Consider the following 20,091-nt stretch of genomic DNA (forward strand, 5'->3'; position numbering starts at 1 on the left):
TTATCACTATTGATTTTTTCTTAAAATATTATCTTATTTTATAGTATAATATTATTATGAAAATGTTTTCTTAAAAATTGAAGAAAAATAATATTTTTTATTTTTATGAAACAAGAATGTGGAACATATTTATATTATATATACTGCAAAAGGTAAAATTTGTCCAATAAAGGCACATTTAAAAAGATTAAATATAATTAGTCTTTTAAATGTGCTTGACACAGCACTTAATCATTAAAAAATGATAGTAAGGAACATTTATGAAAAAGAGATTTTTATTTACAGGTGGAATGGCGCTGCTTACAGCAACTGCTATAACTGCTTCTTGCACAGCTTCACCAAGCAATTCAAGCGAGCATCTCCCCCCCCCATTCAGCTCAGTTAATAGTTAAATCGCAGCGTGATAAATCTGATTTTTTTATTCCAGCGAATGAAAAAATTCGATATGTCGCAATTGGTGATTCAATTACAGAAGGATTTGATGGAACATTGTTAAGATCATATCCTGGTAAAAAAGAAGCAGATGGAAGCATCTCTGGTGTTTCATATCCTGCTTATTTAGCAAGACTTTTAAACCAAAATAATCGTGTAGATGACTTTGAAAACTTCGCTGTTTCTGGTTCAAGATTACTTGATTGACTTCGTTTATTTAATATCCCATATCAAAGTGGAATACCATATGAAAATAAGAATGAGATTACCATTTTTGGTAAGGATTGAAAAACATATGCACAAAAAGTTAAAGCAAAATTAAAGGATGCTAACTTAGTTACATTCTCACTTTCTGCTAATGATATGTTATTTTTACTTTTTCAACAAGCATCCAAAGATGATGTTGTAAAAATTGTTAAAAAATACTTAGCAAAACAAGCAATTGCTGCTGATGTCGTAACATTTTTCACAAAATTGCTTAATGATGCACTAAGAGAAACACAAAAAAGATTATTAACTTTTGTTTCAAACCTCAGAACATTTGCCCCAAAAGCAAACATCAATATTATTAGTTATCCAACCCCGATGTTTGGAATGGCTAATATTTTAAGGGATTATGTTAATAAGTTATTAGGTGGTAATTTTGATGTATCACCATTTGATTTTCTTATTAACCACCTTAATAATGGACTTAAAGAGGCTGCAAAACGTGCTAATATAAACTTTATTCAAGCAGTTAATGCAGACTATTGAAATCATAATGTAACTAAGTTTACTACCTTATTCTTTGATATTCACCCTAATATCTTTGGTTACAAAAAAATCGCAATGGATATTTATCTTAAGATAACTAATCCATCATTAAATGTTAATGATTATAAAAACTATGATTTTTCACAACAATACTTAAACTTAGATGCTGATACTGCTAAATATGAAATTCAAGTAAAGGAATCGAATGCTAAAGTTCTTGGTTTTAACACTGATGCTTACTTAAAAACTCGCACTAAACAAGAACAAGAAGTAGCTTCCGAAAGAAAAGTTTCTAACTTTAGCACCAGAATCGGTGAGTTAACTAATGACTTACTCGAAGGTGCTAAAGATGCATTTAACTTCTTAGCTACTAATTCTACATATAAACAACTTGATCCAAACGGACTTTTAATTAATTTATTGAATCAAAAACTTAGCAGTGGAAAAAATGGTAAAGATTCAATTATTGATACTATTATTAATGCAAAAACAATTAAAAACATAATCTATAACACTGAATCTGCTCTTTCTGAACTTCGTGCAAATGGACAATTAACCTTAGATAAAGTTGCTCCGGTATTTAAGGATGCAGTCTTCAATATTGAAAACCTTGCTTTATTAATTGCTTCGCTTTCACAAAGTGAACTAGTAACAGAACACAAAGACCAGCTCGCTGTTGCTTTAAAAACAATCTTAAAAAACTCTTTAAGTGTTTTTAAAGACAAGATTTCAGGATTTTTAAATACTAAATTACAGGAAAATCTAAGTGATTTTAACTTCACAAAGGATGATTTAAATCAACTTTCGCAAGCATTTATTTCATCACAATACCTTAAAAACTTAATAGATTTATTAGTCGATTCATTTATCTTAAATCCAAGTAAATTCACTGAAGTTAAAACCTTACCTGATATCATTCGGGCTTTATTTAGTGATGAAAATCAAAATCAACAAATTACAACTAATGTAAATAACCTCCTTATTGAAGTTCTTTCAAATCCAAAACTTAAGAAAATTACTACTGAAATTATTTACAATTTCCTTAAGAAAGGACAAATTGATAAGAATATCACTTCTGAACAAGTTGAATCTGTTGTATCCGACTTTTTAGCCTTAATTACCAATGTAAACAATGAATTTAAAGTCTTTGATGAAGTAACTTTATCAGTATTAAATCATCTTAAAACTGTAGGTGACATCAAGCTACCTGATTTATTTACCAATGCAATCAAAGAAGTTTATGATAAATTTACTACAACTGGAAATCCAACAATATTATTTAGCATAATCAAAAGGGTAGCTCAATCAGATTTATTCAAAAATCACAAAGACTTTGCTAAACAAGTAGTTAAAAATGCATTAGATGAAAATAATTTAGCAAGAATTTCACAAGAAATTGCCAAAACTATTAACAAGCAGAAAGAGGTTTCTAAATACATTTCTTCTGATGCTGTAGCAAAATTAGTTCAACTTATCTTTAAGCAACCACATATCCATACACTTTTAGATGTAAGTGTAGATGCAATAATCGATAATGTGGATATTTGAGATAATGCTAATAATTTCGCTGATATAGTTACAGAAATTGTAAAACGTGTTCCTTATGATAGCAACAAAAATTCAATTAATGCTGTTTTAAATAACATTATTAATGATCCAGATTTTGCAAATGTTTTAATTGATGCATTTTCAACATCAATACAAACTTTTGGATTAAATAGCAAAGATCCAAAAATTAGTCAATTTATTAACGATTTGATTACACACATCCTAAAATGAATCAATGATAATAAATTTACCCAAAGCATAATTGATGTAATCGGAGAAAGTCTTTCAGAAATTAAAACATCAAACAATCCTTTTGATGAATTTGCAAAAATTCCATCAAAAGTCTTTGATGTAATCAAAGATAAATTTACCAGCTTACCAAGTGAAAAAATTCAAGAATTAATCTCTGCTCCTTGAATCTCACAGAATGCTGATGCTGCAGCCGCAATTATTAAAGTTATTTTTAATGAACTAAATAAACGTGGTATCTTTGCTAAAAATATTGTTCCTGCTTTAAAAGATTTATTATCAAAGGATGCAGCAAAACCTTATCTAGATTCCAACGAAGTAACTCCATTATTAACATCATATTTACAAACTCAGCAAGGTATAAATTTCTTAGAAGATACAATTAAAGTAATAATTTTAAATCCTAACCTTTTTGATAAATCAAATGGACCAAGAGACATTACCAACATATTATTAAAGAGCACAGACTTTAAAAACATCCTAAATAAATACCTTGCACCACTTTTGATTCCACAGGCACAAGCAAAACATCTACCAAATACAGTTGCAAAACTTCTTCGCGAATTTGCTCGTAGATATAACTACAACATCTCAGATGAGTATCTTGATTTACTTCAATCACTTTATCCAAGTTTAGTAGATTTACTAAATCAGATGCAAAACTTTCCACAAGTTGCTAGTGCAGCAATCAAAGGACTTTCTGAATCAGAAAACGTTGATCAAATTGCTTGAAATATTTTTAGTGAAATTTCAAAAGTTATTAACTTCAAAGACTATGAATTTTGAAAAAAAGTTATTGAAACACCATTTATTTCTGAACATAAAGATCAATTTAGAAAACTACTTATTTCGTTCTTTAATACTTTCAAAACACAAGATTTATCATATGTTTTAGAAACTTTCTTACCTGATACATTATTTAATTTAACCAAGGAACAACTAAAAGAACGCATAAATGCATTATTAACTCACGATGAATTTGTATCAGTTTTAGATAGCACTATACAATATATTTTAGACAACACAAGCAAATTTACTAACTTCAACACATTCACAGATGCACTAAGAGATGTAGTTAAAAATTCTATTTTAGAGAAGTTATATAACGATTTTATTAAAAATCAAGCATGAGTTGATCAAATTCTTGATAAAGCATTAACCGATGAACAAAAACAAAGTTTAAGTAATTTAGGAGCTGATTTACACCTACTTAAAGAAGGTACAAAAGAAATAATTAATGATTCAAGTTTAAAAACTCAAATTTTTGCTGCTATTGATGATTTATTATCAAGACTTGATACCTTTAAAACTTTTACAAGTCGATCAGATTTGGTGCAAAAAATCTTTACTTCACAACCTTTCCAAGATGCAATTAAATCTATATTGACAAATATTTTTGCAAAATTATATACATCTAACAATTTCAAACAACTTTTGGCAAAAGTTTTAGTAAAACAAATTAATAAAACATCTTATGCATCGATATTCAAAAACATCGATGCATCAAAACAAGAAAAAGCAGCTGAATTATTAATTGATGCCTTCGGTGTAACTGACAAAACTTTAAAACTTTCTCAAAGTTTTATCGATGGACTTGTAAAACTGTTATCAACCAACGGTACACAAATTGAATTAAGTGTATTATTTAACAAATGATTAGAGCAAGTTAAGGTATTTTCTTCTGATCCAAGTTATGAAGCAAAATTCATTCAATTGCTCAATAATATGCTTGCTCTACCACAACTTAAACAAGGTGATAACAAGGACATCTTTAGTAAACTCCTTGAAAATGGATTTGAACTTCTTATTAATCAAGTTGATTTTGGTGGAATCTTATGAAACACATTCGGAAGTTACCTAGAAACCTTTGTCAACAATAACCTTATCAACAAAGAACAATTCACTACAATTATTAATTCTGCTTTAAGAGTTGATGGACTAAAGACAGTTATTGTTAATATCGTCAAATACTTCATCGATCACAATGACACCTTTAAAGATGCCAAATCTATTTTAGATGTTATTAAAAAATATCTAAATGAATCAAATAATGAAACTAGTTTTAAAGATGCTATTAAATCTGTATTAAAAACTGCTTTATCTTCAAACGATCTAAAAGTCGTAATCAAAGCAATTATCAATAATGTAATAACATACTTAAATATCCAAAAAACTGATCATATAACAACATTTATCGATGCAGTCGCTAATGATTTTGATGGATTATTTGATCGCACAGGTGTATTTGATAAAATATTATCGGCAGCAGTTGATTCAGTTAAAAATAGTAGTGATTTAGCAACCTTTGTAACCAATTTTACCAACAACATCAAAACCAATGTTAATTTCTTGTACTTTGATTTATTTAAGAAAGTTCTTAATGATAAAGTTATTAGTGATCACAAAGATGGTGCTAAAGAGTTATTACATGCGATTGTAAGTAACTTATTAAATAACGAAGAAAAAACTAAAACATTTATTAAATCAATAAACCTTTCTTCTTTCTTTATAAATCAAAGCGAACTGACTGGACCAGAATTTATCAATGATGCATTTGCTCTTGCGCTTAAAGACTCTAATATCCGTGATTTAATCAATTTAATTCTCAGTGACTTTATTGATCGTGCAGGTGAATATAATAAAAATAACGATTGATGAAGTGCATTAAATACCTTATTTAAATCAAGTCAATCAGAGCAATTTAAGACTAAATTCACCGAATGATTAAAGAGTGTACTTAAAAATCCTGACCCAAGACTTCCAAAAGGACTTGCACAATTATTAATCGCATCACTTAAAAAAGCAGGTTTTGCTCTAAACGATGAAAGTGATTTAAATTTATTTACTACTGTTTTAACCAACTTAATGAAACAACTTGCGCAACGAGATGAATTATCACAAATGATTACACACATTTACGATAACATCAAAGCAATTGACTTTAGCAAGGATCATAATCCTAATAAAGTAAAACGTGCAATTATGGATGGTGCTTTATATATGATATTAACTGATGATAAAAAGAAGATATCATTAACCAAAATTGTTGCACAAAAAGACTTACTTAAAGCGCTTGTTGATTCAATCGTTGATGCTAACTATATAACCTTAGTAAACAGATTATTTGAATCATCTAGTCGTGAAAATAAAACAGGAATTTATAAGTTTATTGATAACTTTACTAAGGTTAAACCAACACAACCTGCAAAGCCACAAAATGTACAAGGTGCATCACCAAACTCAAGCAACCAACCAAGTAATGAGGATGTATCTAAAAATGATAATTCAGATGAATCATATGGTTTTGAAACAGGTGGAATATCTCAAATTCTACAAAATGCATCCGGTGTTTCAGATTTAGTTGCTGTGTTAACTGAACCAGCATTTAAAGAGATGATTAAAAAATCAGCAGATAATTCTTTTGACTATACAAATAATAACAAAAAGAATAATCCAGAATATAAATTCTTATTTAGACTTTCTGCGCTGATATTATGATGAATTCATGATGGTGCTGGTGTAACAGGAGTAAGTTTCTGAAATAGCAGTAATTATGATGTACAAGGCTACTGAAATGATGGTTTAAGAAGAGCATTTAATGCTGCCACAACTAATGATTCTAAATCTAGTTGAGACAAACTAACTAATGATAAAAAAGTTGCTATTGGAGCTACTTCAAAAACAAATTCAAGTATTTTTGATGATACTTATATTATTGGGACTAAATCTACTTCATTTTGAGGTACCAACAATAACTCTGCTACCAATTATGACAAGAACTTGCTAATCAACTACATTTTCTATAACAATCACGGTAATCAAAATGATAAATATATTAGCAGTAAAAAAATGAAGGATGTGTTGTTAGAAGCAATCGAAAAAGGATATTTAGGTTGACAAAGAACTGCTAAATAATCCGAAAGGAATATATGAAAGTTAAAAAATTATGATGATATCTTGGTTTTGGTAGCATAACAATTTCTTCTGTTGCTTTTGCTGTTGCTTGCACACAACAAGTTCAACAAAAACCAAAACCAAAACAAACTGATGATGATATTTTTAATCAACATGTTCTTCCACAAATAACCTTAGCAGATGTAGCACAAGATACTAAAAAATATACCAAAGATGATTTACAAAAAGCTCTTACAAACTTTTTAGCTGTGATTGCACCGGGATTTATAGTTTCTGATGCATCCAAAAATACTAATAATTTAAACAACAAAGAGACTTTAGATAAGTTAAATACTTTTGTAAAAGATATTATGAATCTAATCCCAACAGGTGGGGATTATAGCACTCTCACTAAGGTAATGCACTTTTATACAAAATCATTGCTTACACCAGGTTCAAAACATGTAATCCCACAAAACATTGTTTCGGTTCTTTTCCAAATTTATGCCGGCATCCAAAGTTTACAAGCACAAGCTGCTGCTTTGCAGCAACATAAATAAATAATAACAAGGGTAATATCCTTGTTTTTTTAATATTTTCAATAATTATGTATTTATAAGTAGCATTAAGATATAATTAAATTATGGATAAGAAATTACTTGATTTATTTGCTGGTTGTGGTGGATTAACATATGGATTTGTAAAAAATGGTTTTGTGATTACAGACACCGTAGAATTTTGAAAACCTGCACTAGATACATATAATCTTAATTTTAACCAAGATGCCTTTGTTAATGACATTACTGATCCAAAAGTCTTAAAATATCTTAAGGATAACTATGCGCATAACATCGATGTTATCATCGGTGGTTTTCCTTGTCAAGGATATTCAATGGCTGGTAAAAGAGATAAAGATGACAATCGCAATCAGCTTTATAAATATACCATAAAGGTAATTGAAGATATTCAACCAAGTCTTTTTGTCTTAGAAAATGTTAAAGGAATTCTTTCGTATAAAGAACATGATGGAAATTTAGTCATAAATAAAATTATTGATAAATTACATAGCATCGGTTACTATGCAAAATATATCTTGCTCGATGCATCAAATTTTGGTGTTCCACAAAAGCGTCAGAGAGTGATTTTTATCGGTGCTAAACAACATCAAAAGGAAAAAAAGTTGATAAAGTAATTAAAATGCTTGAAAACACTTTTCTACCTATTAAAACCGTATATGATGTTATATCTGATTTAGAAAATGTTTCTGAGGATGTAAAATGAAATCATATTTTTTCAAAGCATTCACCTAAAATGTTTGAAAAAATTAAAAATACACAACCTGGTAAATCCCCGATGAAAAATTATTCCGATGCATTTAAAAGACAATTTTATGATAGACCGGCAACTACGGTAAAAGAAAATCATGGTGGAGTTCATTTGCATCCAAAACTACACCGGGTTATGACCCCTAGAGAACTCGCTAGATTACAAAGTTTTCCAGATGATTTTATTTTTACTTCTTCAAAAAGTAATATCTTAAAACAAATTGGTAATGCTGTCCCTCCGAAATTATCCGAAGAAATTGCTAAAATTATAAATAAGGTATTTTATGAATAATTGAAATTTACTAAATAAATATAAATCTCTTTTGATAAGTCAGTTACATAATATATTTAAAATGTATAAATATCAAATACAAGTTAATGCAGAAGATTTAAATTTATTAGAATCTAAAAATAGTACTCTTCGATCTTCAACAGCAATAGGATTTATCATAGAAGAATTTGTATATCAAAAACTAAAGAATGTATTTTGTGATTTTGTTGTAAATATTTATCGCAAATCTAAGACAACTGCGCAAAGTTATGATTTTATCTTAGATTTTTCAGATGTTATGTTTTTAGTTAATATAAAAGTTGAAAATAACACAAGTAAAAATAATGCTGTTGCATCTATAAGCAAACTGTTATTAGATTATCATAAATTTATAAAGCAAGGTAAAAACTTCTTTTATCTTATCATAAAAATTAAATATAAAATCTTGGATGTTAAACCAGAAAGATCATATTATGATAAAATAAAAATAGAAGATTTTTCAATATATGCACTTGAGGAATTTTCTTTTGATAGCAGACACAAACAGGATCACCGTAACTGAAGCACAAATTTTAAAGCAGAATCTGGGAGATTAATTATTGATTCAGAATTTTTCAAAAACAATAAACTTAATCCAACTGATTCGATTTCTAATCAAAAGACTTTTGCATCTTTACAAAAGATATTTGAAAGACTTAAACAATAACATTTCATCACAAAAAAATTTTTTATTTTTTCTTTGTAAAAGTCCTATTATGTTATAATAACATAGGTCTCAAATGGAACAGTACTCAAGAGGCTGAAGAGGCGGTCCTGCTAAGACTGTAGGGGAGGCAACTCCCGCGGAGGTTCAAATCCTCTCTGTTCCGCCATTTTTTTAATATTTAAATTCAAATTTTCATACCTTTTTTAAGCAAGTTGGTTTCTTAAATGAAATCATTCTTAAATTTGTTTTAAATCCTTAAACAAATTTTTAATTTTTAATAATTTAAAGACACCTTTTAACCTTAGGTGTCTTTCTTTATAAATTCAGCTAACCAAGCAACATCATTGCTCTGTAGATGCATATGAACCTTATTTTTGACTATTTCAAATGAATTAGCTGTAGTTGCTGAATATCTTACAATCTCAAACATTGATATGTCATTTTCAGCATCGCCGAACACCATTGTTTTATTTGCATCTAAATTATATTTATCCAGCAACCATTTTAGTGCATTACCTTTGGTTGCAAATTTGGATGTGATATCAAAAAATTGTTTTTGTGATACTACACCAGTAATATTTGCTTTATTTTTAAGGTATTCTTTTAGTTCAATAAACATCTCTTCATCGTTTTGTCTTCTTACAACTAAGAATTTAAAATATTGTCAATTATATTGTTTTAAATCCACTTTTGCTTCTATATATCTACTTTTTTAACTCTGCTAGGATAATTTTTCTTTATATAAAAATCACTTAAGTGAGTATTGTATGCAACCATTTTATCTTTAGTATAGAACAAAAAATCAAAATTTAATTCAATTAATTTATCATATAAATCAAATGCATCTTCTTTTAAGATATCAAATGATTTAACCAGTTTATCATTTTTTAAATCATAGATCATCGAACCATTTGCTAAAATTAATGGAAATTGTGTAGGTATTTGATGGATAAATGATTGAATGGTAAACTTTGGTCTTCCTGTTGCAATGATAATATTTTTATTTTTGCTTTCTAAGTATTTTAATGCATTCAATTGTGCATCTAAAAGTTTAAAATCGGATGTCAATAATGTCCCATCTAAATCAAAAACAAAGGTATCAATATCATTCAAATTAAAATTAATTTTCATAACTTTTAAATCATATATATTTTCCTTATTCAACTGTATACTATGTATTTTAGTTAAAATTTCATTATTTGCATTAAACAAACATATTACTTTATTTATATAATTAAACTTAGCAAAATCCTCGCATTGTATTTGGATTTTGCTAAGTTTATTTTCTGTTATTGAACTTAAATCCTTAAAATAAAATCTTAGTTGCATTAGCTAAATAATTCCGAAATGTTATCAATATCTTCTTGTGATAAGTCTGTTTTTGCTTTTAATTCCAATGTTATTTCATTTGATCTAGCTAAATTGTCTCTTAATTTATTTTTACGATTTGATAAGTTTAAAAAAGATTGAATTGAAATTAAAAATGTTGATATTGAAGAAATAAATGAAATAGCAACAAACATAGCCATTGTTTCATTTGGATAACTATTTCAACGAATTGAATATAGGTTTAATACCACAACTGATGCAGATACTGCTATTGATAAAATACTTAAAAGTATGAATATTGTTCTTCAAAGAACATACTTTTTTTGCACATAATTTTTCATCATATGCATTTTTGGGATAACTGCTATTGAATTATAAACTTGTTTGATCTTGCTCATTTTTTCTTCCTTTTTGATAATCTTGAATATCTAATAGTGCTGTTGATTTATATCTTTCAGTTTCTAAAATATGTAATGCTCTTTTGTACAAAATGAATTTGTTGGTGTCATTATTATGTGTATATAAATACAACTTTGATTTATAAAATACATATTCCATTTCAAGTTGCTTAACTTTCTTTTTATAAAAGATAAACTTACTATTAACGACAAATAAAGACAAAATACCTGATATTAATGATAAAACCGAGTTAATAATGGTAGTTAATAAAATATAGTTCGATGAATTATTAATGAAGTCGTTTTTATATGGATTGACATTGTTTAAAAAGTGTGGATTATTCCCTGCTAAAAACAATATCGCGATGATACTAATATAAAAGGCTGTGATAATAGTGGTAAGGTTTAAAATGTAATAAAAAACTCCATAGACATACATTTTGATTTTTGCATTTTTGATAATTTTCCCATACATTTTTCTTGGTGTTAAATCGCGTTTTGATTGCATTATTTTATCCCTCTTTGAAACTCTGCTTTAAGAATTTTACCTATACCAACTTTCTTTTTCTTAGTTGCTTTTTCTCAAAGTTTATCAATAATCACTTCTAAATCAGCCTTTGAAATTTGGTTGCTATGATACTTTAAATCAAGGTATTTTAAAGTATTAACAATTTTTTTATACTTAGCAGAACGATCAAAATATTTATAAATAATCAAGGTTAATGTCAAAATAAATGAGAAAATTATAAATACAACTAGCACCATTAACAAAATATAAGATGTTGATTCAAAAACTTTTTTATCTTCGTTTCCTTTATGGACCAGCACCACTAATGCATAAATAGCAACTGAAATAGATGCAATACTAAGTAGTGAAATAATCGATGACAACAGTGAATCAACAATCGAATAAATGCGCAATGATCGCTTATCTATATCATATTTTTGTTTAAGTTTTTCTAAAATTAAATTCATATTATTATATTTTATAATAAAAAGTGTATGTAATTAATAAATTATTTTATAATTTATGTATGAAAAAATGAGCTATATTTAGTGACGTTGATGGGACTATATATCCCTTTCCAAGTAAAGAATTAACAAAAGAAAATGTTTCAAAAATTCATGAAGTTGTTGAAAAAGGAATCCCTTTTATCATTAATACCGGTAATGGACCATATCCGAAAATTCAAAATTTAGCTGAAAAAGTACACTCTCGATATATCATTTGTTCGAATGGTGCGTTAATTTTTGATAATCAAACAAAAGAAATTTTGCATATTGAATATCTTCCACAAGAAGAAGCAAAAAAAGTTTGAGAACTAGCAGATGAACTAGGATTAGGGCTATATTATTTTGGTACACATAAATATTATTTAAAAGGTGCTGATGATCGTTTCCGTAAATTCATTAGTGATTTTTGTGAATATACCGACTGAATCGAAACAGGTGAAATACCATCTGATTTACATAAAATTGAGTCATATGGACCATTAGAACTTGTTGATAAATTTTGTGAACTTGCAGAGCAAAGGGGTATCAATTTAAACATTGTCAACCTTAAATCACATATTGAAATAACAAAAGCAGGTGTATCAAAAGGTAGTGGTATTAAGTGAGTTTGCGATAATCTTTTAAATGCATCTGTTGATGATGTAATGGCTATCGGTGATAGTCAAAATGATATTTCTATGTTCAAAACAGCAGGATATACATATGCAATGGAAAACACTGATTCATATTCCAGAACTTTTGCTAAATATTTTACATCCACAGTAGAACAAAACGGTTTAGCAGAAGCAATTGATGATTACTTATATCGTAGTGATTTTGAATTAAAACGTGCTATTTCACAGGGTTTGAAGAAAAACAAATAACCTCTTTGAGGTTTTTTAATAAAATGTATATAAATAAGTAATTTTTAGATATGTAAAACAATTTATAAAGGATATTATGAACAAAAAAATTAAGTTAGGACAATTTTTTACACCAAAAGCTGTTGTTGATATAGCTTGAAAAATGATTAAAAGAAATAAAGTTGAATTTGATTTTGTTGCTGATACATCTGGTGGAAATGGTGATTTTATCACAGATGAAGTTGCAGACAAATTTATTTATGTTGATATCGACAAGCACTATTATGATTATGTTAAAGATAACTATAAAATTTATAAAACATTAAATAAAAATGCATTAAACGATTTGAAAAGAAGTGATATATGTACAAATGATAAAAAATTATTAATTGTAGGGAATCCACCATATAACAACTGAACATCTTTTTATATGAAAAACCAAAAAGGAAGTATGCTAATAAATGATACATTTAAAGCACGAGATATGGGAATTTCTTTTTTAAAGATGTTTAACCATTTGGATGCTGAATATATTTGTGTTTTACATCCGTTGTCTTATTTGATTAAAAAATCTAATTTTAATCAACTAGGTCAATTTAAAAATAATTATGTTCTTACAGATGGGATAATAATTTCATCAAATTTGTTCAATGATACATCCAAAAATACACAATTTCCTATTATAATAGCTCTTTATAAAAAAGATTTAAAAGGGATGAGTTTCGATGAAATAAAAACCTTTACTTTTTCGGTTCATAACTCAAATTATAAATTCTGCTTAAATCAGTTTTTATATATAGAAGATGTGCATACAAAATATAAAGACAAGTCAATTACAGGTAATTATGCTCATTTTAGCACTCTAAGAGATATGAATCAGTTAGTAATTAATAAAGGGTTTTTAGATCAGGAAAATGCTCAATCTATTAGAGTTAAAGGACAAACTGCCTTAAAAATCTTCAAATATCTACAAATATTAAAATCTTGATATTCTCAAAATAAAAATGAGTTTTATTTTTTAGGTAATTTTTCGCCAATTGTTAATAAGGAAATATGAAAAAACATAGATACTAAGGGTGAACAAAGCATCTACCAAGAAATAGATTTGTTTTTTAAAAAAGAACTATCAGAAAATAATTCTATTTTATCAATATATACCGACAAATTAATTTGAAATTTCACCAACATATCACCTTCTGGAAAATATAGATTTAAAAAGAGAGAGAAACATTTTGAACAAGGTGAAATAAAACCTTCTGCATCACAAGTAATTACTGATAAAGATTTTTTAGAAATACAAATAGGATATGATAAAAAAGTAGAAGACTTTTACAGCAAACCTTCTCTTTATAAACTTGCTTTTAAAAATAACAAGGATGAAGATAAATATATTTTTGAATTATCTGATATATTTTATTGAGGGTTGAATAAAGGATTTATCGATTTAGAGTTTTTAACAAATTTATTAGAAAAAGTCGAATCAATTAAAACATACATTGAAGATGAATATAAAATAACAAGAAAACAAAGGGTTGAAAATCCTAAAATCATTTTGCCTATTAGTTTTCAAACCGTTGATGTAATAAAACCTAGTTTTATTAGTGAATACATTGATAATGACTTCATAGAAATTAAAATTGATTATAAACAGAAAGCAATTGGAACACAAGCAATGTTGTTTTTAAATTTATCAGCAAAAAATTTTGTAATAAACAATGAGCCAATTATAGGTAAAACCATATCCAAAACTTCTGTTATTAATTATGTCATAGATAGAAAAAGATATACAGACTTATTTATACACATTATTTTGCTTTTTGCTAATTTATCAAAAGAACATAACACAGATATTATAAGAATATTAAGTTCTGTGTTAAAATATAAACAAAATGAACTTTATGAAAATGTAGCATCATAAGAAAGTAATAAAAACTCTAAGAGTAAAAACAAAACCCGCAAAGTGGGTTTTTGAAAATAATTAATCACTTTTTATTGTTTTTCTTTTTCTATATTTCTTAGTATCTCATCAATTCTTGCTCCTTTTTCAGAAACATCATCAATAAAGAATCTAACTGTAGGAACCTTTCGTCAGTCCAAAGATTTTGCTAACATCTTACGAACATAACCAGCAGCATTATTTAATGCAATAAGTCCTTTTTTTGTATTAGATTCAAAATTTACATACACCTTTAAATCTGATAAATCAGATGATAATCTCACATCCATTACAGTTGGATTAATAATATTTACATTACTTATATTATGTTCAAGAATATCAGCAATCAATTGATGCACTTGTGATTCTTTTCGTTTTAAATTAATTTCATTCATAGCATAATTATATAATTTATCTTATATTTAGTGAATAAAAGTTGCTGAAATATAATTTCAGCAACATTTTTATTTGTTTAATTCCACCTCGGCAATTGGTTCAGATAATACAACTGTATCACTTGTGCTTCGATCTGCTAAGAATTTAACTGCTTTATAATTACTTTCAGGTAAAACAGTTACATGAACATCGGAAGTATAACCTTTTGAATGCACTAAATCTAAATCCACATTAACTAGCACTTTGCCAACTTTAACTTTATCACCTTGTTTAACTACACTTTCAAACCCTTGTCCATCAAGTTTGACGGTATCAATTCCAATATGAACGAAAACTAATGCATTGTTATTTGCTTTGATTGTTACAGCATGCTTGGTAGCAAATAACATTTCTACTACACCTTCAACTGGTGAAAACACAGGAACAACACCAGAATAATGATCAAATTCAACTGCGAATCCATCGCCTAAAGCACCACTAACAAAAACTGGGTCTTTAGCATCAGAAAGGTTTACAAATTTTCCTTTTATTGGACTATGAATTACATCATTTGCTGGTTGATTTATTTCTTTTGTTTTAACTTCTTGATTTGTTTTTTTTGATTTTCTACCAAATAGTTTTGCTATGCAATCTCTTAACATAACATCCTTTCTATTTAAACCTTAAATATTTTTCGATTTCTGTATATGTATCAGAATGATACTTTTTCAAGAAAATTGTCCCTAGTTTTTGCATTAAAATCGCATCAGAAATACGACGAGGATCAATCTGTTCTTCCATAACAGGATTTAATGATGCTTTTACTTTTGCAATTTCTTCCTTAATTTCTTCATTTGAGATAAAAATATCATACTTTTTAGAAATAACATTTAATCAAAAGAAGTCAGTTAATGTTTCTTTAACTATTGCAACCTTATCACCTTCGAATTTTTCATCAAAGTTAAATCCTTCAATATCACTTTGAATTAAATCTTGTGGAAAATCAATCGGTTTATTAAATTTCTTTATTTCCTTATAAATGTTCATTCCATAAGTAAATAATGAATTAGTAACCACTTCTTCTTTTGTGGTATAAAAAATAAAATCTTTTAATGATTTAAGATCGAAAACACCCGGTATCTGCATTTCTTTTACATTATCATCATTTAATTTTTCATCAAGGTAATAAAAAACATCAATAATGGTAATTTGTAATTTAGTTGTTTCTAAATCAAAATCAAATGTTGATTTAGGTTTCATTCCTACTAACTTACTTTCTAATGTGCTGTCTTTATCTGCTTTTGCTAATAATTCAAAACGTTGTCTGCGTTTTGAAATAGGATCAAAAGCATCTAAAATAACATGATCATTAGGTTCAATATCATCTGTGGTACGGAACTTACGTGGTGATTGGTTTTTAACATAATCATCGACAAAATTATTTATTTTTTCATCTGTGTCAGATAAAACAAAATCATTAGTTGGTTTAAAATCTAAGGTCAAATCATCTAGATAATTTTCTAAATAATAAGTTTTCAAATCAAATGAAATTGAATCCACATTCATGTGAATGTTTTCAGCAATAGGCATAAATGCAACTTTATTAGATTCACGATCTTTAAGTACATCTGTAAATATTTTTTGTTTCTCAAGCAAAATAACACCACGTGAAGCATATGATAAAATATCTTGTTGTGAAACTTTACCTTTTTTGGTAGTATTTAGATAGTTTAGTGCTTCATTTTGGTAATTAATTCATTGGTTTTTATCAACCAAGATGCTTGTCATTGTATATTTCATTTAAACTCCTTTATTTAAATTTTACTATAAATAAAATAAGTGTATAAAAATGTTTTGTATAATTATTTAATGAAAGATAAAAATTTAGAAGTTAAACACCAAATTCAGCAATTAGTTGAAAAAATTAATCAATGAGACTGAGAATATTATATGCTTGATGCTCCAAGTGTTTCGGATTCTGAATATGATAGCGAATATAAGCGCTTACAAGCATTAGAAGAGACTTTTTCAGATCTGATCCTACCTAATTCACCAACTTTAAAATTAGGTGCTTGAAACAACGAGAAATTCGCTAAAGTAATCCACCAAAAACCGATGCTTTCTTTGAATAAGGCATACTCAAAAGAAGATGTTTTTAAATTTTTAAATGATATTAAGCAACAAATAAGTTCTGATATTTCATTTAATTGCGAACCTAAAATTGATGGATTATCTATTTCTTTGAAATATGTAGATGGTAGACTGATTCAGGCTTTAACTCGTGGAAACGGGATTGAAGGCGATGATGTAACAGAAAATGTTTTTCAAATTGAAAACTTACCTAAACAAATTAATTATCTAAAACCAATTGAAATAAGAGGTGAAGTATATTTATCTAAAACTCGTTTTAACCAACTAAATAAAAAACTGGAAACTGATAATAAAAAACTTCTAGCTAATCCACGCAATGCTGCTGCCGGAACTTTAAAACTGCTAGATAAAAATATTGTTAAAGAACGTGGATTATCAATTATTTTATATGATATAACAGACCCAATACTACATAATATTAATTTACAAAGCGATGTGGTAAATTTTCTAAATCAACTGAATTTACCCACCAGCAAGCATAATAAGACATCTGCAGACTTTGATGAAATATGAAATTTCATCAAAGAATTCAAAGAGATCAAAAATTCCTTTGAATATGATTGCGACGGATTTGTTATAAAGTTAAATAACTTAAAATATTGAGATTCGCTTGGTAGAACTTCTAAATTTCCAAAATATGCTATCGCTTATAAATACGAAACAGAAGAAAAAGTTGCTAAAATCAAAGAAATTATTGCAACCGTAGGAAGAACCGGGAAAATTACCTATGTTGCAAATTTCAAAGACAAGGTTGAATTAAACCAAACCTGAGTATCAAATGCTACCTTGCATAATTATGAATATATAAAAGATATGAATATTAACATCAACGATGATGTTTTAGTAATAAAATCAGGTGAAATTATTCCAAAGGTTATTGCATTAGTTCATAAAAATTCTGATGGTATTTTTAAAAAAGTCACAAAATGTCCTTCTTGTAATCAGCTACTACATCAAAATGATTCATTAGTTGATCAATTTTGTATTAATCAACACTGTCCAGAACAAAAAATACGTGCTTTGATTCATTTTTGTTCAAAGCAGTGTGTTAATATTGAATCCTTAGGAAATGAAATTATTAAGCTATTTTATCAAAAAGGATATATTAATACTTTTTCTTCTATATATATGCTAAATAAGTATAAAAATGATATCATTAAACTTCCTTCTTTTGGTAATTCTAAGAGCAAAAACAAAGAATATAAAAAAATTGATAATATTTTAAGTTCAATTGATAAATCAAAGTCTATTAAACTAGCAAATGCCCTCTTTGCACTTGGTATTCCAAATGTTGGTAAAACTGCTGCCACATTAATTGCTGCAAAAATAACTAAATTAACTGATTTAACAATAATAAATCTTAATTCTTTGTTACAAATAAACACAATCGGTCAAGTAATAATCGATAGCATCAAGAGTTTTATAAAAAACCCTAATATGCTTGAAGAAATATATAAACTTGATAGTATTTTTGAATATATCAACGATGATATTAAAACATCTGATTTATTAAAAGGGAAAAATTTTGTAATTACAGGAACATTAAGCAAATCCAGAGATTTTTTTAAAGATCAAATTATCAAAAATGGTGGCAATGTGGTATCAAGCATTTCAAAGAATACTAACTTTTTACTCGCTGGAGAAAATGCTGGTTCAAAACTACAAAAAGCCTATGATTTAGGGATAAAAGTTATAAATGAAGATTATTTTAATCAAATGATTAAAATCTAGAAAGTATATATGAAGAAAATCGGAATTACATCTTTATTTGCTTCCGCAGGAATTGGTACATATTTATTAAAAAATATTGGTTTTGATGTTACCTTATCTAATGAATTTATAGCTAAAAGAGCATATATACACGATTTTTTATATCCAAATTCAAAAATGATAGTTGGTGATATAAGTAATAAAAATATCTTTGATTCTTTGGTTTTAAGACACAAACAACTTAATAATCAAATTTTAATTGCTACACCTCCTTGTCAAGGGATGTCACTAGCCGGAAGACGAAAGATAGATGATCCTAGAAATCTATTGATTACATATGTTGTAGATTTTATCAAACAAACAAAACCAAAACTTATTATTATTGAAAATGTAATTCAGATGTATACAACTAAGATAATGATAAATAACAAACTTGTAAATATCCAGGAATATTTAAAAAATGAACTAAGTAGTTTATATCAACATATCGATTTTTATAAATTAAATTCCAAAGATTTTGACACTGCACAAGACCGTAAACGTGCTGTAATTATCATTAGCAACCTAGATATACAAATACCACACCCCACAAAGATAAAAACTGTAGATGAAGTAATTGGGCACCTGCCAAGCCTAGAATCAGGTCAAAGAAGTGATATAAAATATCATAATGCTTCCGTTCATAATGACAGACACATTGAATGAATGAAACATACACCAAGTGGAAAAAGTGCTCATTTTAACGAAAAGTATTTTCCTATCAAGAAAAATGGAGAACGAATCAAGGGGTATTCTACAACATATAAAAGAATTTCATGAGATAAACCTGCCCCGACTATAACAATGGCAAATGGTTCAATTTCTTCACAGAACAATGTACATCCAGGTAGATATAAAGATGGTTTTTATAGCGATGCAAGAGTTTTAACTATCAAAGAAATTTTACTTTTAACAGGTTTACCTGATGATTTTGTTTTACCTGATGATGTAAGTGATTCAAATATTAGACATATTATCGGCGAATGTGTACCACCGAAGATTTTTTATGGTATTTTAAAAGAAAACAAGGATAAATTTATTTCTGACAATCACCTAGTAATAAACAAATTTTTACTGCTCGCTAAATCTAAATCCTAAAAAGTTTTCTACATCTACTCT

At 27.5% G+C, this 20,091-nt stretch carries 17 protein-coding genes and 1 tRNA gene; 10 read left to right on the plus strand and 8 right to left on the minus strand.

Translation table 4 applies throughout. The features are described 5' to 3' along the window. The first annotated feature begins 453 nt into the window (after window positions 1-453). From ACR82Z_RS00615 to ACR82Z_RS00640, 6 genes are all read left to right on the plus strand, one after another. Window positions 454-6,897, plus strand: a complete 6,444-nt coding sequence (locus tag ACR82Z_RS00615; RefSeq protein ID WP_435130628.1) for an SGNH/GDSL hydrolase family protein — start codon at window positions 454-456, stop codon at window positions 6,895-6,897. A gap of 14 nt (window positions 6,898-6,911) precedes the next feature. After that, the gene (locus ACR82Z_RS00620) at window positions 6,912-7,436 is read left to right on the plus strand and encodes a hypothetical protein (protein ID WP_435129812.1); all 525 of its coding nucleotides are present in this window, start codon (window positions 6,912-6,914) and stop codon (window positions 7,434-7,436) included. Window positions 7,437-7,519: 83 nt separating this feature from the next. Further along, entirely contained in the window at window positions 7,520-8,068 is a 549-nt protein-coding gene (locus ACR82Z_RS00625; protein WP_435129815.1) for a DNA cytosine methyltransferase, read from the plus strand. A 5-nt stretch (window positions 8,069-8,073) separates the two neighbouring features. Continuing rightward, the gene (locus tag ACR82Z_RS00630; RefSeq protein ID WP_435129818.1) at window positions 8,074-8,493 is read left to right on the plus strand and encodes a DNA cytosine methyltransferase; all 420 of its coding nucleotides are present in this window, start codon (window positions 8,074-8,076) and stop codon (window positions 8,491-8,493) included. Beyond that, window positions 8,486-9,178 (plus strand): UpaP162 family type II restriction enzyme, encoded by a 693-nt coding sequence (locus ACR82Z_RS00635; RefSeq protein ID WP_435129820.1) that lies wholly within the window; start codon window positions 8,486-8,488, stop codon window positions 9,176-9,178. The genes ACR82Z_RS00630 and ACR82Z_RS00635 overlap by 8 nt, the downstream gene beginning before the upstream one ends. Window positions 9,179-9,253: 75 nt before the next feature. Continuing rightward, window positions 9,254-9,344: transfer RNA gene (locus ACR82Z_RS00640), tRNA-Ser, on the plus strand. 135 nt (window positions 9,345-9,479) lie between these two features. Here ACR82Z_RS00640 and ACR82Z_RS00645 read toward each other — a convergent pair. Genes ACR82Z_RS00645 through ACR82Z_RS00665 form a run of 5 tightly spaced genes read right to left on the minus strand, consistent with a single transcriptional unit; the run spans window position 9,480 to window position 11,880 of the window. Continuing rightward, the gene (locus tag ACR82Z_RS00645) at window positions 9,480-9,866 is read right to left on the minus strand and encodes an HAD family hydrolase (RefSeq protein ID WP_435129823.1); all 387 of its coding nucleotides are present in this window, start codon (window positions 9,864-9,866) and stop codon (window positions 9,480-9,482) included. An 8-nt stretch (window positions 9,867-9,874) separates the two neighbouring features. Then, on the minus strand, window positions 9,875-10,507 hold the full coding sequence (locus ACR82Z_RS00650) for an HAD-IIB family hydrolase (RefSeq protein WP_435129826.1): 633 nt from the start codon (window positions 10,505-10,507) through the stop codon (window positions 9,875-9,877). After that, on the minus strand, window positions 10,507-10,905 hold the full coding sequence (locus ACR82Z_RS00655) for a hypothetical protein (RefSeq protein ID WP_435129829.1): 399 nt from the start codon (window positions 10,903-10,905) through the stop codon (window positions 10,507-10,509). Before ACR82Z_RS00655 ends, ACR82Z_RS00650 begins: the two co-directional genes overlap by 1 nt. Further along, window positions 10,880-11,413 carry a hypothetical protein gene (locus ACR82Z_RS00660; protein ID WP_435129832.1) on the minus strand — a complete coding sequence of 178 codons (534 nt, stop codon included), beginning with the start codon at window positions 11,411-11,413 and terminating at the stop codon, window positions 10,880-10,882. The genes ACR82Z_RS00655 and ACR82Z_RS00660 overlap by 26 nt, the downstream gene beginning before the upstream one ends. Continuing rightward, window positions 11,413-11,880: a hypothetical protein gene (locus tag ACR82Z_RS00665; RefSeq protein ID WP_435129835.1), complete on the minus strand. Its 468-nt coding sequence runs from the start codon at window positions 11,878-11,880 to the stop codon at window positions 11,413-11,415. The genes ACR82Z_RS00660 and ACR82Z_RS00665 overlap by 1 nt, the downstream gene beginning before the upstream one ends. A gap of 59 nt (window positions 11,881-11,939) precedes the next feature. On the opposite strand from ACR82Z_RS00665, the gene ACR82Z_RS00670 reads away from it, so the two are divergent. Both ACR82Z_RS00670 and ACR82Z_RS00675 read left to right on the plus strand, forming a co-directional pair. Further along, the gene (locus ACR82Z_RS00670) at window positions 11,940-12,782 is read left to right on the plus strand and encodes a Cof-type HAD-IIB family hydrolase (RefSeq protein ID WP_435129838.1); all 843 of its coding nucleotides are present in this window, start codon (window positions 11,940-11,942) and stop codon (window positions 12,780-12,782) included. A gap of 76 nt (window positions 12,783-12,858) precedes the next feature. Then, the gene (locus ACR82Z_RS00675) at window positions 12,859-14,679 is read left to right on the plus strand and encodes a R.Pab1 family restriction endonuclease (protein WP_435129841.1); all 1,821 of its coding nucleotides are present in this window, start codon (window positions 12,859-12,861) and stop codon (window positions 14,677-14,679) included. Window positions 14,680-14,750: 71 nt separating this feature from the next. On the opposite strand, the gene rbfA is transcribed toward ACR82Z_RS00675, so the two are convergent. The 3 genes from rbfA to ACR82Z_RS00690 all read right to left on the minus strand — a co-directional run bounded on the left by rbfA (window position 14,751) and on the right by ACR82Z_RS00690 (window position 16,872). After that, window positions 14,751-15,092: a 30S ribosome-binding factor RbfA gene (gene rbfA / locus ACR82Z_RS00680; protein WP_435129844.1), complete on the minus strand. Its 342-nt coding sequence runs from the start codon at window positions 15,090-15,092 to the stop codon at window positions 14,751-14,753. Between the two features lie 69 nt (window positions 15,093-15,161). Next, the gene (locus ACR82Z_RS00685; RefSeq protein WP_435129847.1) at window positions 15,162-15,734 is read right to left on the minus strand and encodes a PTS sugar transporter subunit IIA; all 573 of its coding nucleotides are present in this window, start codon (window positions 15,732-15,734) and stop codon (window positions 15,162-15,164) included. Window positions 15,735-15,744: 10 nt separating this feature from the next. After that, window positions 15,745-16,872 (minus strand): trigger factor-related chaperone, encoded by a 1,128-nt coding sequence (locus ACR82Z_RS00690; protein WP_435129850.1) that lies wholly within the window; start codon window positions 16,870-16,872, stop codon window positions 15,745-15,747. A 69-nt stretch (window positions 16,873-16,941) separates the two neighbouring features. Here ACR82Z_RS00690 and ligA point away from each other — a divergent pair, with 69 nt between their 5' ends. Then, window positions 16,942-18,954: an NAD-dependent DNA ligase LigA gene (gene ligA, locus ACR82Z_RS00695; RefSeq protein WP_435129853.1), complete on the plus strand. Its 2,013-nt coding sequence runs from the start codon at window positions 16,942-16,944 to the stop codon at window positions 18,952-18,954. 9 nt (window positions 18,955-18,963) lie between these two features. After that, on the plus strand, window positions 18,964-20,070 hold the full coding sequence (locus tag ACR82Z_RS00700; protein ID WP_435129856.1) for a DNA cytosine methyltransferase: 1,107 nt from the start codon (window positions 18,964-18,966) through the stop codon (window positions 20,068-20,070). Window positions 20,071-20,091: the final 21 nt, after the last annotated feature.

The sequence above is a fragment of the Mycoplasma sp. 6243 genome (assembly GCF_051200785.1).
Taxonomy (GTDB): Bacteria; Bacillota_I; Bacilli_A; order Mycoplasmatales; family Metamycoplasmataceae; genus Mycoplasmopsis.